The organism is Bacteroidales bacterium (assembly GCA_018334875.1).
Classification (GTDB): domain Bacteria; phylum Bacteroidota; class Bacteroidia; order Bacteroidales; family UBA12077; genus JAGXLC01.
On sequence record JAGXLC010000087.1, the window covers coordinates 1 to 13,777 of the forward strand.

The 13,777-nt window shown below is 42.7% G+C and carries 16 protein-coding genes; 12 read left to right on the forward strand and 4 right to left on the reverse strand.

The features are described 5' to 3' along the window. Positions 1-6 precede the first annotated feature (6 nt). From KGY70_09110 to KGY70_09125, 4 genes are all read right to left on the reverse strand, one after another. Positions 7-159 (reverse strand): hypothetical protein, encoded by a 153-nt coding sequence (locus KGY70_09110; protein MBS3775334.1) that lies wholly within the window; start codon positions 157-159, stop codon positions 7-9. Beyond that, positions 159-377, reverse strand: a complete 219-nt coding sequence (locus KGY70_09115) for a HypC/HybG/HupF family hydrogenase formation chaperone (GenBank protein MBS3775335.1) — start codon at positions 375-377, stop codon at positions 159-161. The genes KGY70_09110 and KGY70_09115 overlap by 1 nt, the downstream gene beginning before the upstream one ends. Position 378: 1 nt before the next feature. Then, the gene (gene hypF, locus KGY70_09120) at positions 379-2,676 is read right to left on the reverse strand and encodes a carbamoyltransferase HypF (GenBank protein ID MBS3775336.1); all 2,298 of its coding nucleotides are present in this window, start codon (positions 2,674-2,676) and stop codon (positions 379-381) included. Positions 2,677-2,800: 124 nt separating this feature from the next. Next, positions 2,801-3,385: a redox-sensing transcriptional repressor Rex gene (locus KGY70_09125; protein ID MBS3775337.1), complete on the reverse strand. Its 585-nt coding sequence runs from the start codon at positions 3,383-3,385 to the stop codon at positions 2,801-2,803. Positions 3,386-3,623: 238 nt separating this feature from the next. Here KGY70_09125 and KGY70_09130 point away from each other — a divergent pair, with 238 nt between their 5' ends. The 12 genes from KGY70_09130 to KGY70_09185 are packed head-to-tail and all read left to right on the forward strand — an operon-like array spanning position 3,624 to position 13,761. Beyond that, entirely contained in the window at positions 3,624-4,628 is a 1,005-nt protein-coding gene (locus tag KGY70_09130; GenBank protein MBS3775338.1) for a 4Fe-4S dicluster domain-containing protein, read from the forward strand. An 11-nt stretch (positions 4,629-4,639) separates the two neighbouring features. Beyond that, a complete protein-coding gene (locus KGY70_09135; GenBank protein MBS3775339.1) occupies positions 4,640-5,461 on the forward strand; it encodes an FAD/NAD(P)-binding protein in 822 nt (273 codons plus the stop codon). Between the two features lie 12 nt (positions 5,462-5,473). Then, the gene (locus KGY70_09140; GenBank protein ID MBS3775340.1) at positions 5,474-5,989 is read left to right on the forward strand and encodes a 4Fe-4S binding protein; all 516 of its coding nucleotides are present in this window, start codon (positions 5,474-5,476) and stop codon (positions 5,987-5,989) included. Continuing rightward, a complete protein-coding gene (locus KGY70_09145; GenBank protein MBS3775341.1) occupies positions 5,982-6,914 on the forward strand; it encodes an NADH-quinone oxidoreductase subunit H in 933 nt (310 codons plus the stop codon). The genes KGY70_09140 and KGY70_09145 overlap by 8 nt, the downstream gene beginning before the upstream one ends. A gap of 10 nt (positions 6,915-6,924) precedes the next feature. Continuing rightward, complete coding sequence (gene nuoB, locus KGY70_09150) at positions 6,925-7,338, forward strand: NADH-quinone oxidoreductase subunit NuoB (protein MBS3775342.1); 414 nt, start codon at positions 6,925-6,927, stop codon at positions 7,336-7,338. 3 nt (positions 7,339-7,341) lie between these two features. Then, positions 7,342-7,779, forward strand: a complete 438-nt coding sequence (locus tag KGY70_09155) for an NADH-quinone oxidoreductase subunit C (GenBank protein ID MBS3775343.1) — start codon at positions 7,342-7,344, stop codon at positions 7,777-7,779. A gap of 12 nt (positions 7,780-7,791) precedes the next feature. Further along, complete coding sequence (locus tag KGY70_09160; GenBank protein ID MBS3775344.1) at positions 7,792-8,991, forward strand: nickel-dependent hydrogenase large subunit; 1,200 nt, start codon at positions 7,792-7,794, stop codon at positions 8,989-8,991. 3 nt (positions 8,992-8,994) lie between these two features. Beyond that, positions 8,995-10,860 (forward strand): NADH dehydrogenase, encoded by a 1,866-nt coding sequence (locus KGY70_09165; GenBank protein MBS3775345.1) that lies wholly within the window; start codon positions 8,995-8,997, stop codon positions 10,858-10,860. Positions 10,861-10,909: 49 nt separating this feature from the next. After that, on the forward strand, positions 10,910-11,437 hold the full coding sequence (locus tag KGY70_09170) for a DUF4040 domain-containing protein (GenBank protein MBS3775346.1): 528 nt from the start codon (positions 10,910-10,912) through the stop codon (positions 11,435-11,437). A gap of 12 nt (positions 11,438-11,449) precedes the next feature. Then, positions 11,450-11,890: a hypothetical protein gene (locus tag KGY70_09175; GenBank protein MBS3775347.1), complete on the forward strand. Its 441-nt coding sequence runs from the start codon at positions 11,450-11,452 to the stop codon at positions 11,888-11,890. After that, positions 11,887-12,225, forward strand: a complete 339-nt coding sequence (locus KGY70_09180; GenBank protein MBS3775348.1) for a cation:proton antiporter subunit C — start codon at positions 11,887-11,889, stop codon at positions 12,223-12,225. The genes KGY70_09175 and KGY70_09180 overlap by 4 nt, the downstream gene beginning before the upstream one ends. Positions 12,226-12,228: 3 nt before the next feature. Beyond that, on the forward strand, positions 12,229-13,761 hold the full coding sequence (locus KGY70_09185) for a hypothetical protein (protein ID MBS3775349.1): 1,533 nt from the start codon (positions 12,229-12,231) through the stop codon (positions 13,759-13,761). Positions 13,762-13,777 lie beyond the last annotated feature (16 nt).

A 13,777-nucleotide genomic window follows, 5' to 3' on the forward strand; every position in this document is an offset into this window, starting at 1 on the left:
TTTTTCTCAATCATCACTTTTCTCCCATTCTACTATTCTCCCTTTCCCGTTTTCCCGTCTTCTCGTCTTCCCTTTTCCCGTTTTCTCATTCCAGCGTTCTTTCGCCCCATCGCCCAATCGCCCCATCGTGCCGTCGTGCCGTCGTCCTTCCTCCCGCATCAATCCAGCTCCCCCATCTCCCTGAACAACTGCAAAGTCTCTTCAGCCTCTTCTTCGCTGATCTTCTGAATGGCAAATCCCGCATGCAACAATACATAGTCTCCAACATTGACATCCTCCAACATCTGTAATCCTGCCGTATATTCATTGCCGGCGATAGAAACCCGGGCTGTTTCACCTTCAATTTTAACCACTTGTGCTGGTATACTTAAACACATACTACCTCCGTTTTTTAGCTGCAATAGCCATTTGGCCCAATGCAATTCCCCCGTCGTTAGCGGGAACCAATTTATTCTGATAGACTTCAAAATTCAAATCCTTTAGCCACCGGGCGGTGGTCTCACTAAGGTACTTATTCTGAAAAGTACCACCGGAAAGCACTACCTGATTTATGCCCTGCTCTTCCCTTACCTGCCGGGCCAAACTTGTAATAACACATACAACCGTATTGTGAAATCTGGCGGCAATTACCGGAAGAGAAGTATTCTGTTTCAGGTCATCTACAATCTGCTTAAAAGTAGAAAAGAATCCGATGCGGTTTTCTCTCATTTCAAAATCATAATGAGATTCAGTTTGCGGATCAACAAAAGCTTCCAGCCTCATAGGAGCTTCGGCGTCAAAACGGTTTTCCGTGCAAAGATTCAATAAAGCGGAGACGGCATCGAATAATCTTCCTGCACTGGAAGTAAGGGGAGAATTGATATTCTTTTTGATCATAGAAAGAATAAGCTTAATATCTTCCGGCTTTTTATTTTTAAGAAATTCAAAGCCGTATTGCTGCAAGTCATCACCAAAAGTATGATAAAGAAATGACAATGCCATGCGCCAGGGGGATTCTACCGCTTTATCACCTCCCGGCATGGGAACATAATCAAAGTGGGCATAGCGAGTATATTCAGCCAGATCGCATACCAAAAACTCACCTCCCCAGATCTTCCCATCATCCCCGTAACCCGTTCCATCCAGGGCCACTCCAAAAACTTTCCCGTCCAGTTGGTGCTCTGCCATGCATGAGGCAATATGGGCATGATGATGCTGAACCTGTATCCATTTGATCTTCCCGTTTCTTTGCCCTTGCGTGTATGCAGAGTTACGGGCGACAAAGTTTCTGGCAAATTTAGTGGAAAGATAATCTGGGTGCATGTCGCTGACCACGTAGGCAGGTTCTATTCTGAACAGATGCATGAAATGTTCAGCCGCTTCAGTATAAAAATTGTAGGTTTCATAGTTTTTCAGATCTCCGATATGTTGACTCATCATGGCCTCATGACCTTTACCGGTGCAGAAACAATTCTTCAATTCAGCACCTGTTGAGAAAATGCCTTCCACATCCAAATCCAGTTGCAGGGGTTCGGGTACATATCCCCTGGCTCGCCGGATCATACGCTCTTTGCCATCAATAATCCTTACCACCGAATCATCTACCCGGTTATAAATCTCCCTGTTATAAAACAAGAAAGCATCAACCAACCCATTCAAACGGGAATAAGCAGTTTTGTTATCCACAATCAGCGGCTCATCGGATATATTTCCACTTGTCAGGACAATGGCAGGAAGATCCACTTCATCGAACAGCATATAATGCAACGGCATATAGGGCAACATGGCCCCAAGCGTACCCAGCCCATTATTAAGAGACTGTGAAAGGGGGGTCTCCTCCTTTAAGAGTACAATAGGCCTTCTCCATGAGTTAAGGCTTTCTTCTTCCACCTCATTCACATGGGCATATTCTTTTAAGGTTTTAATGTCGGGAAACATACAAGCAAATGGTTTCTGATCCCGGTTTTTTATAGAACGCAGCCGTCTTACCGATTGATCATTGCCGGCATCACACATCAGGTGAAATCCTCCGACCCCTTTAACTGCAATAATACCTCCTTTATACAACAATTTCTTCAATTCGGAAAGGATTTTTTCCATTTCCCTGATAACCCGCCCCTGTTGATAATACTCATATTCGGGGCCACAATAATTACAGGCAACAGGCTGGGCATGAAACCTGCGGTTATTAACATCGGTATATTCTTCACGACACCGCCCGCACATTTTGAAACGGTCCATTGTGGTATTGGGGCGGTCGTAAGGTAAATCCCGGATGATGGTAAACCTGGGGCCACAATTGGTGCAGTTGACAAACGGATAATGGATCCGGTGGGGCTGAAATTTCATGTCTTTCAGGCAGTCCGAACAAACAGCTATATCCGGGCTGATTTGGGTGATCTGTTCGGAATGATCGTTGCTTTTGTGAATATAAAAACCATCCAAATCCTCTCCCTCACTCTTCATCAACTGAATTGAACGGATAGAAGCCGCAAGGGGAGCCCGGTCTCTGAGAAGTGAGATGAATCGTTCCACTTCCTCGTATTCCGCCTGCACTTTAATCATTACTCCATCATTACGGTTTTCAACCCAGCCGTTTAATCGTTCTTCCGTAGCCAGCCTGAAAATAAAAGGCCGAAAACCAACTCCCTGAACCAGTCCTTTAATATGTATTGTATAAGCGTTCGCGGTTTCCAAATTTTTCTTCTAATTTAACATATAAACAGTAAACAACAAAACTTGTCCGGCTTTTGACGCCAGCCTGACGACAGACAGGGATAACATTCCATTTCCCGGAATTCAATGAACAAAACATGTCATGTTACTTCAGAACTCCCGAATGATACATCAAACGTTCCAACTCGACCATCAGATTGACATTATTTACAAATACATCATCCGGAACTTTCAGCAATACGGGAGCCAAATTCAATATGCCCTTTATTCCACTCCGAACCAGCAAATCACAAGTTTCCTGGGCTGCTATTTCCGGTACTGCAAGGATGGCCACCGACACATGAAAAGCGTCAATTATTTCCTTCAGATTATCAACAGGATATATAGGTATATGAAATTTCTTGTTAATCTTCGCAGGATCTATGTCAAAACCGGCTACAATGTTCATATTATTATCGGGAAAACCCCTGTAATGAGAAAGCGCCTTTCCCATATTTCCCATACCCATGATCACCACATTCTGTACCCGGTCTTTACCAAAAATTTTCTCCACTGAGCTTAATAAATCATCAATCTCATATCCTCCTCTGCGATTTCCCTTGATTCCAAAGTTGGAAAAATCTTTTCGTACCAGTTCGGCACTTACGCCCGCTTCTTTTCCCAGCGTATAAGAAAAAACCCGCTCAAGACCCATCTGTTTCAATCGGATCAAACCCATTCTGTATTTCAAAAGCCTTTTGGTTTGTATGAATGTGCCCATTTTATTGTGAAACTATTCTCAACAATGTTTAAAAAGTGAAATTTATAACATTTTTATCGGAATAACAAAATCTGATAATATCACCAATTTAGAGCTATTTATAATTAGTCTCAATTAAAATAGAGGGTAGTTTTTGTGATATTGTTATAAATATATTGACACGAATTCACTTATTTCATATATTAGTTGTGAAAATTATAACAATATTATGGACACCTACCGCTCTCTATCCAAGCAAGAATGGGAAAAAGCACTGACTCAACTGTTGAATCATTACCATATATATGCTCCGCTGGCCTGGGGTGAAAATCAGGATTATGAACGAATAGACGAAGATTCTGTTGCTGATATCATATACAACCGTCCCAAACCGGCTTCCCCTTTAAAGACATTCTTTCTTCCTGTCAAAGAAAATGTTATAAACACAGAAAAGAGCGACAAAAAAAGGATCATCTTGGGCATTCCCTCCTGTGATCTTAGCGGAGCCAACATCCTTGATGAAATCTATTTAGATGATGTCTTTGTGGATCCTGCCTACAAGAAAAACAGGGATGAATCCATTCTGATTGGAAGCGATTGCCATACGCTTCAGGAACATTGTCATTGTACCACCTATGGCATAAGGCCTTACCCGGAAGAAAACCACGATCTCACCCTCTCCCTTGTGGAAGATACCATTTTCATGCACATCAATTCCGATAAAGGAGAGCAGCTTGTCCGGGAAATTGGTAACATTACCCAACTAAGCGAACCCACCGAAAATGAGATACAGGAAATTCTGGATAAACGCAAAGCGGTGGAAGAAGAACTAAACAGAAGAAACAGGGATCTTCCCAACTATAATGCTACCGGCGATTTAATCAATTCCTCAGGGGATGAGATATGGAAAAAATATTCCGAAACCTGTGTTTCCTGTGGAGCTTGTGCTACAATATGTCCGACATGTACATGCTTTCTTTTACTCGAAAGACCGGGATTTGAAAAAGTACGACACCTGGATGCCTGCCAGTATCCGGGTTTTGAAAAAGTAGCGGCGGGGGAAGACCCGCTCAAAGAGCTTTATAAACGATTTCGAAACAGGTATATGTGCAAATACGTGTGGAAACCGGAAAAGTTTGAATCAACAGCTTGTACCGGATGCGGCAGATGCATTGAAGCATGCATCGGGAACATCAGTAAAAATGAATTATTTATGGAATTATACAATAAATAAAATACTTCTTAATGAAAGGCAACAATATATACAAACCCGTAAAAGCAAAGGTCCGGGAAGTAATCGATGAATCACCCACAATCAAAAGTTTTGTGCTGGAACCCGAAAGAAAATTTTACTTTAAAACGGGGCAGTTCATCGAAGTGGCTTTGGATGGAATCGGAGAAGCCCCCTTTACCCCTTCCTCTTCTCCATTGATTGCGGAGCAACTGGAAGTGACGGTAATGAAAACCGGACATGTGACTGAAAAAATGCATCAAATGCAAGGGGGAGAAACGGTAGGAATCCGCGGACCATTTGGACGAGGCTATCCACTGGAAAAATTATATGGCAAAGAAGTTTTGATAATTGGCGGAGGTTGTGGATTCGCACCGCTACGTTCTCTCCTTTATAATCTTGAAGCAGAAAAAGAAAAAATCAAGAAAGTTACTTTTTGCTATGGCTCCAAAAATCCCAAAGAATGTATATACGAACCGTATATTCAGAAATTGCGGAATATTAACGAATTTGAAGTGATGCGAACGGTGGATGATGCCGATGAAACGTGGACCGAAGAAGTAGGCGTGGCTACTGTCCTCCTGGATAAAGTAGATGTGAACATAAACGAGTCGGTTGCAGTAGTTGTGGGTCCGCCTATTATGATGAAGTTCAGCGTACAGAAATTGGAGGAAATGGGCTATCCGGATAAAAAAATTTACCTGTCCATGGAAAAAAACATGTCGTGCGCGGTTGGTAAGTGCGGCCACTGTATGATGGGAGAATATTTTGTATGCAAAGACGGGCCGGTTTTCCGCTACGATGAGATCAAGGATAAACCCGATATATGGAAATAAAATAAGATTTTGATGAGAAACAAAAAAATACTGATTGATCTGACCAAACTCAGGGATCACCGGATAACCGGAAGGGGGGACAAGCCCAGGCTGGACGGTATTTTGAGTACATACCCCAATACCAATGGATTAAAAACCATTCGTGAACTGGCCGTTTTCAGGTTTACCTGCCGGAGATGTGAGCAAGCTCCCTGCATAGATGTATGCCCTGCCGAGGCTCTGGAAAAAGACGATGAAGGCATGATTGTACGCCATACCAATCTGTGTATCGCCTGCAAATCATGTGTTACCATCTGCCCCTTTGGTACCATGATGACCGACTTTTTCGAGCACATAAGAAATCCGGAAAACTACTTTGATCTGAACGATGAACGGGAGTTAAAAAAATTCCTTGAGTTTAACCCAGGAGGGGTCGTAAAATTGGTTGACATGGAAGAGAACGAAGAAGAAAACATCTATCAACTCAACGATCAGGTTCTTGTGAAAGATATTCCTTATGAAAAATTAAAAAATCAAAACAATGGGTGAACAGATATTTTACTTTTTTATTTACCCGGGATTACTGTTTGCAGGAGTTGTGGGAGGATTGCTAACCTGGTTCGACAGAAAAATGACGGCTAAAGTCCAGTTCAGAAAAGGTCCGCCCCTTTTGCAGCCTTTTTATGACTTTTTGAAATTATTGCTGGTAAAGGAAACGATACTTCCTGCCCGCGGCTCCAAAATCACATTTTTGCTGGCACCACTGTTTTCATTGATCGGTGGTACCCTCGCCGCAGTATTTATCCTTTTGCCCTTAATGAACATAAACATCGGTTTCCAGGGAGATCTGCTGGTCATTTTCTATCTGCTGACAATTCCCTCCCTGTTTTATGTAATCGGGGCACTGGCTTCAGGGAACCCGCTTGCCTTTGTGGGAGCTTCCAGGGAAATCAAACTGATCATCAGTTACGAACTGACATTCCTGTTGATTTTCGCTGCCATCATACTGAAATCGGGAATGACCATTAATCTGCAAGAGATCATAGCAATCCAGGCCGGAGGGAATGCTTTTATTGGCAGTCTGTCCGGGGTTCTGCTTTTTATTGCCGCTCTTTTCTGTGTACAGGCAAAACTGGGACTGGTGCCTTTCGATATAGCGGAAGCGGAAACCGAATTATCAGAAGGTTCCTTTATTGAATACAGCGGTACAGCCTATGCGCTGATTAAATTCACAAAATACATCATGCTTTTTATCCTTCCGGCATTGCTGGTAGGTTTCTTTTTGGCCGGCTTCAACTGGGTAGGTTTGGGCATATTGTGGTCAATACTTAAATTATTGCTTGTGGTTCTGCTTATTACACTCATCAGGAATACCAATCCAAGGCTTAAGATTAAACAGGCGATGCGGTTTTTCCTGGTGGGCATGAATCTTTTGGTGATTATTGCAATCATACTGGCTTATTTTGGATTATAAACTCGATTCAATGGGACTTAAAAAATTTTGTCTGAAAAAATCACTTTGGTTGTTTCACTTTGCCGGAGCTTCCTGTAACAACTGCGATATTGAGATACTGGATGTGCTGACTCCGCGCTATGATGTGGAAAGGTTCGGAATGCAGCTCATCGGAAGTCCGAGGCATGCAGACATTATTTTGGTCAGCGGATCAATCAACCAAAGGGATAAACCCAGACTGCTGGAAGTTTACAATCAGGCTTCCAAGCCGGTGTTTGTAGTAGCTTTTGGTGCCTGTGGATGCACAGGAGGCATTTTCGCAGAAGGGAATACATTTGCCGGACCTCTTGACCAAATCGTTCCGGTAAGTGCTTATATCCCCGGTTGTCCGCCAAAGCCTGAGGCTATCCTTGCCGGCATTACCAAATTAGTAAAAAACATATAACCGATGGATAAAGAAGAATTTATAAAACATATACAGGCACATTCTCCGGGCGATGTTCTCAATACCGCCATACTCAAAAAGAACAGGGTGATGGTGGATATTAAACCGGAAGCAATACTTAAGGTTGCCGAACATCTGTACCGGGAGACAGGGTACAGATTCATCATTGCATCGGCTTATCACACCAAAAAGGGTTTTGAGATCCTTTATCATTTCAGTGATGACATAGAGGGAAATATCATCAACATACACGTGGTATTGCCTCAGGAAAAACCTGAGATAGAATCCCTGGCCAATATGCTGTCAGGAGCCAACTGGATAGAGCGGGAAATGAGTGAACTTCTGGGAATAACATTCCGGAACCATCCCGAGCCTGAAAAGTTGTTATCGGAGGGTAACTGGGCTGAAGGCGTATATCCCTACAGAAAAAAATTTAAATAATATACTGAAAATATGGCAAACAGGAAAATCATACCCGTCGGACCTTATCACCCTTTACAGGAAGAACCTGAATTGTTCAAATTGTATTGTGAAGGTGAAACCGTTAAGGATATAAAGTGGGAAACGGGGTATAATCACAGAGGAATAGAAAAGCTCAGTGAATCAAAAACTTTTGAACAGGTTTTTTTCCTGGTGGAAAGAATCTGTGGCATTTGCTCCACCTCGCATCCCTTTGCTTTCGCAAACTGCATGGAAGAAATTGCAGACGTGGAAGTTCCGAACAGGGCAAAATATATCCGCTCCATCATTGGGGAACTTGAAAGGTTACACAGCCATTACCTGTGGGTGGGTCTCGCCGGCCATTTTCTTGGTTACAATACAGTGTTTATGTGGGCCTGGAAATACAGGGAGCCCATACTCGATATGTTCGAGATCATCAGCGGGAACCGGAACAGTTATGCCATGTTCAAAATTGGCGGCGTACGAAGAGATGTTGACCAGACCCAGATCGAGCAGCTAAGAAAGGTTATGAATCAGATCAAAAAGAAAAATGATCTGCTGACCGGAGCTGTGATGGATGATCCCGTAATCCACGCCCGTACCAAAGGAGTTGGGGTTCTGACCAAAGAAGATGTTGTGGATTATGCCGCCGTGGGTCCAACTGCCAGGGCCTCGGGATGGGATATAGACGTCCGGCGCGATGATCCTTATGCTGCCTATGATATGATCGACTGGCAAGTAATAACGGCACAGGAAGGCGATGTATTTGCCAAAGCCAAGGTAAGGTTGCTGGAAAATTACGAATCCATCAAAATCATTGAACAATGCCTTGACGGCCTTGAAAAAGAGCCAGAAGGAGATATTGAGGTGAAGGTGAAAGAGATCCCGGAAGGCATGGGAACCGGACGTGCTGAGGCGCCCCGTGGGGAAGTATTCCATTTTGTCAAAACAGATGGCTCCAACTCACCGGTTCGCCACAAAATACGTGCGCCCAGTTACGTAAACATTGCTACCTTCAAAAAATCCTGCGTCGGGCAAACGATATCAGACGCGACCATTTCATTGGCCGCAGTGGACCCATGTTACTGTTGTACAGAAAGAATGGCTTTTGCCTATGACCATGATACAGGCAAAATGATCTACGATGGCAATCAGCTTGTTAAGCTGTCGCAAGAGAAAACGGATAAAATAAGAAAAACTTATAAATTATAGATTATGGATGTTTTGTATTACATCATATTTCTGCCGATCGTTGCGGGAATTGTTTTGTTTGCTTTTCCTGAAAAGCTGAAATGGATCAAAGCAACAATTACACTGATTGTTTCTGCTATTATACTATATTTTGCTTATCAGGTGTATCAGGCTGAAGAACAAACCCTGACCCTATCCCTTTTCACAGAAAGATTTGCAGCAGGCACCTTTTTACATGAGGTATTTGCCGGGATCAGCAAGCATTTTGTGCTGAATATTGATGCCCTTAGCAGGATGATCGTGTTGTTCACAAGCATCTTCGGTTTCATTATCAGCATATACTCCTCCATATATGTTACAAGGAAAAAAGAAATCTATCATTACTATCCTTTTTACCTGATCACGCTGGGATGTTCAGTTGCAGCTTTATTGGCCGATGATCTTCTGCTTTTTATCTTCTTTTGGGGAGTATTGGGCTTTACATTATATAAATTAATAAAAGCACATGACGAAATAAGTTCAGCCGCTGCTAAAAAATCGTTAATTATGATAGGTTCTTCCGATGGGATCATGATCATGGGTATTGCCATTATCTGGACTCTGACAGGTAATTTAAACATGAGTGAGCTGGATATAGCCACAAATTCAGGCATAGCGACTACAGCTTTTGTTACTTTGCTTATCGGAAGTTTTACCAAAGCCGGGGCATTCCCTTTGCATACCTGGCTGCCCGATTATTCCCAAAATGCACCTGCCTCAACAACAGCCTACTTACCGGCATCTTTAGACAAACTGCTGGGAATTTATTTCCTTGCAAGGATATGCATTGACCTTTTCAGGTTAAACCCAACATTAACCCTAATACTCCTTATCCTTGGCGTACTGACTATAATCATTGCCGTAATGATGGCACTGGTCCAGCATAATTTCAAAAGACTTTTGGGTTTCCATGCCGTTTCGCAGGTTGGATATATGATCGTGGGCATAGCCATTGCAACTCCTCTGGGGATTGCCGCGGGTCTGTTTCATATGGTAAACAATGCCTTATATAAAAGTGGATTGTTTTTATCGGCAGGGAGCGTAGAAAAACAGACCGGCAAATCTGACCTAGATGATGTGGGAGGATTGTCCAGAAACATGCCAGTTACCTTCTTTAGCGCCCTCATTTTTGCCCTTGCTATTTCAGGAATTCCACCTTTAAATGGCTTTGCGTCCAAATGGATGATCTATCAGGGTATTATTGATTTTGGCCATAGCGGAACAGGAATTGCCAGCCAATTATGGATCGTATGGCTTGCATTGGCAGTTCTGGGTTCTGCCCTGACCTTAGCCAGTTTTATCAAGTTCATTTCAGGCATATTCTTTGGGGAAAGGAAACCGGAATTTAACAAAATCAGGGAGGTGAATATACTGATGTGGCTTCCCAAATTGCTGCTTGCTCTAATATGTATCGCATTCGGTGCTTTTGCCACGACCTGGGTGGTACCCCAATTCTTTGGACCCTATGTGGGAGAATTTAATTTCACCGGGATCTGGGAATCCACAGCAGTTACCATATTTATTCTGCTTTCGATCATATTGGGTATCATCATTTATCTGATCGGAGACATCAGGAATATGCGCACGGCGGAATCATTTATTGGAGGTGAGACCTTCCGGGAGCAAACAGGCTACAAAGTAACAGAATTTTATAATACAATAAGGGAAATGAAACCTTTAAGCGGCATATATTCCAGAGCTGAAAAAGGATGGTTTGATATCTACCATTTATTGAAAAAGCTTTTTCTGGACCTGAACAGGTCTTTCAGCGAAGTGCATACAGGTATTCTCAACACCTATGCCATCTGGATCATTGCAGGGCTGGTGGTGATTGTGCTTTGTCTGATTTAAAAAGGCCAATGAAATATAAAATACAAACGTTAAATGCAGCAATAAATATATGGAAACGTTATTATCTGTTATATTGGTATTCATGATTATCGGAGCGATTTATGCGCTTCATGCCAGGGATTTGCTTTCTGCCGTAATTGCCCAGGGAATTGTCGGATACGGCCTGGTGATCTGTTTTCTTCATCTAAAAGCGCCGGATCTGGCAATCGTTCAAATTGTGGTAGAAACGATTACTCTGATCATCATGGTAGCTGTTGTACTTGATAGCAGCCGAAAAGAAATTAAAGCGGGTTTTACAAGGGGCAATGTCATTAACATGATCACTGCAATGGTTTTCATTGGTTTTCTGGTTTATTTTTTCAGTCTGGCCATCGAATCGCTACACGTTTTCGGAGATCATCCGCTGCGTATGGCTGAGACTTATGCAAAAGAAGGGGCTGAAAAAACCGGGGCCGCCAATCTGGTAACCGGTGTTTTGTGGGATTTCAGAGGTTATGATACATTGGGCGAAGCAACTATACTTTTTACCGCTGCCCTGGGTGTTTTGACAGTACTAAGATTAAGGGGAAAAAAATAAAATCTGTTTTATATGAAAGGTTTAACACCTATAGTAAAAAAAGTGGCCCAGTTGATGAGTGGCATCATCTTCATGTATGGCATATACATTGTCACTCATGGCCATTTAACCCCCGGTGGCGCCTTTGCAGGGGGAATCATCCTGGCCGGCTCTTTTATATTACTAATACTGGCCTTTGGAAGCGAAGTGATCAAACTCCGGAAAGAAGAAACCGGCTCGTCGTTTACAGAGAGTGTGGCTATCCTGGCTACCATCATATTAGCCACAGCGGGATTTTTTGCAGGTAGTATGGTCTTTTTTAACAATTACCTGCCTAAAGGTACCGTTGGAGAACTGGTAAGTGCCGGCGCCATTCCACTCTACAACATTTTTATCGGCGTAGAGGTTGCTGCTGCCATTGTAACCATATTCTTAGCATTGATAATCTTTAAAGAAGAAGAGGAAAAACGATGACAGTCTATATCATGTGTTTCATATTATTCCTGGTGGGTCTTTACGGAGTGCTGACCCGACGCAACCTGATAAAAATCGTAATCAGCGTTACCATTATGGAATTCAGCGTATTTCTGTTTTTTGTACTGATTGGTTATATTGAAAACGGTCTCGCTCCAATTCTAACAGAGGAGCTGAATAATCCGGTTTTTGTTGACCCCTTGCCCCAGGCAATGGTACTTACAGCCATTGTTATCGGCCTGGCTACATCGGCCATGCTTCTTGCAATAGCCATAAGGCTGTACAAGAAATACGGAACCTTTGATACACGCAAAATTAACAATTTAAAGGGATAAATTATGAGTGATCTGGTACCACTTTTCGTTATCTTGCCTTTAGCAACAGCCTTTCTAATCCCCATTCTCGGGCAGTTCATCAAAGGCTTTCAAAAAGGCTTGCTCCCGCTGGTGCTTTTATTTCTGACCATTCTGGCCATCAATTTCATTACAAAAGGGATCGGGCAACCCATCTCTTATCCGGTTGGAGGCTGGGACCCTGAGAACGGAATACCTATAGCCATCTATCTTGTACTGGACGGATTAAGTGTATTACTCTTGCTAATCATCAATCTGATCGGTTTTCTTTCAGCTTTTTACTCCATATCCTATATGAGAAAATTTACCTCTCAGAACAACTTCTATGCCTTGCTGGCACTGATGATAGCAGGAATGAACGGGGTGGTTCTGACCGGTGATATGTTCAACCTCTATGTATTCCTGGAAATTGCCGTGATAGCTTCCTATGCGCTGGTGGCATTCGGTATAGAACGTACTGAGCTGGAAGCCTCATTCAAATACCAGGTTCTGGGTGGAGTTGCCTCTTTACTGATTCTTTTCGCTATCGGATTATTATACTGGAGAACTCAAACCCTTAACATGGCCGATATTGCCAATGTTCTGAAGGAAGGATCAAACAGTTTCTACTTAACATTTACTCAGATCCTTCTGGTCGCAGGCTTTGGGTTGAAAGCAGCCATGATTCCATTCCATGCATGGCTTCCGGACGCCCACTCCTCTGCCCCCTCACCCATTTCTGCTATGCTTTCAGGAGTCCTTATCAAAGCCATAGGCATTTATGCCATCTTACGGTTATTCTTCAATATGTTTATAATCAATTACGAAATAAGCCTGGTCATCACAGTTATCGGAACCTTATCCATGATTATTGGAAGCTTGCTTGCCTTCGGCCAGTGGGACATGAAGCGTATGCTTGCCTATTCCAGTATTAGTCAGATGGGGTATGTGGTAATAGGCGTTGGAATGGGTATGATACTGCTGTCAAAAAATGGTGATGAATCTGTGGCTTCTCTCGCCATTGCGGGTGGTTTATTTCATCTGGTCAATCACGCAACATTCAAAGGACTGTTGTTCCTCAATGCCGGCGCCATTGAACATAAAACAGGTACCAGAAACATGAAGATGATGGGTGGATTGGCAAAGCAGATGCCTATTACATCAACCACTTCACTGGGAGCTTCCATGTCGATATCGGGTATTCCACCCTTTAACGGATTTTTCAGCAAACTAGTCATTATTATCGCCGCTATAAAAGGTGAATTCTACCTGCTTGCGGTTTTGGCTATTATAGTGGCATTTGTCACCCTGTCATATTTTCTTCGATTTCAGAGATATGCCTTTTTTAACAAATCTAAATTTACCAGAAAGATCAAAGAAGTGCCATTTCCCATGTGTTTTTCTATGGTCGTTCTGGTAATTTTGTGTGTGGGACTTAGTTTACTTATATTTCCCGGGATAAGAGACATAATACTAACCCCGGCAGTAGATGTACTAATGGAAACAACTAATTATTCATCGGCAATAATCGGAATGTAATATGAAGTACTTAGCA

What these genes read in the sequence shown, in the direction of transcription:
- KGY70_09140 (MBS3775340.1), top strand. Translation starts at nt 5,474, where the DNA reads ATGAGAAACAAAAAAATACTGATTGATCTGACCAAACTCAGGGATCAC.
- KGY70_09170 (MBS3775346.1), top strand. Translation starts at nt 10,910, where the DNA reads ATGGAAACGTTATTATCTGTTATATTGGTATTCATGATTATCGGAGCG.
- KGY70_09185 (MBS3775349.1), top strand. Translation starts at nt 12,229, where the DNA reads ATGAGTGATCTGGTACCACTTTTCGTTATCTTGCCTTTAGCAACAGCC.
- nuoB (MBS3775342.1), top strand. Translation starts at nt 6,925, where the DNA reads ATGGGACTTAAAAAATTTTGTCTGAAAAAATCACTTTGGTTGTTTCAC.
- KGY70_09135 (MBS3775339.1), top strand. Translation starts at nt 4,640, where the DNA reads ATGAAAGGCAACAATATATACAAACCCGTAAAAGCAAAGGTCCGGGAA.
- KGY70_09165 (MBS3775345.1), top strand. Translation starts at nt 8,995, where the DNA reads ATGGATGTTTTGTATTACATCATATTTCTGCCGATCGTTGCGGGAATT.
- KGY70_09155 (MBS3775343.1), top strand. Translation starts at nt 7,342, where the DNA reads ATGGATAAAGAAGAATTTATAAAACATATACAGGCACATTCTCCGGGC.
- KGY70_09130 (MBS3775338.1), top strand. Translation starts at nt 3,624, where the DNA reads ATGGACACCTACCGCTCTCTATCCAAGCAAGAATGGGAAAAAGCACTG.
- KGY70_09145 (MBS3775341.1), top strand. Translation starts at nt 5,982, where the DNA reads ATGGGTGAACAGATATTTTACTTTTTTATTTACCCGGGATTACTGTTT.
- KGY70_09115 (MBS3775335.1), bottom strand. Translation starts at nt 377, where the DNA reads ATGTGTTTAAGTATACCAGCACAAGTGGTTAAAATTGAAGGTGAAACA.
- KGY70_09160 (MBS3775344.1), top strand. Translation starts at nt 7,792, where the DNA reads ATGGCAAACAGGAAAATCATACCCGTCGGACCTTATCACCCTTTACAG.
- KGY70_09180 (MBS3775348.1), top strand. Translation starts at nt 11,887, where the DNA reads ATGACAGTCTATATCATGTGTTTCATATTATTCCTGGTGGGTCTTTAC.
- KGY70_09110 (MBS3775334.1), bottom strand. Translation starts at nt 159, where the DNA reads ATGCGGGAGGAAGGACGACGGCACGACGGCACGATGGGGCGATTGGGC.
- KGY70_09175 (MBS3775347.1), top strand. Translation starts at nt 11,450, where the DNA reads ATGAAAGGTTTAACACCTATAGTAAAAAAAGTGGCCCAGTTGATGAGT.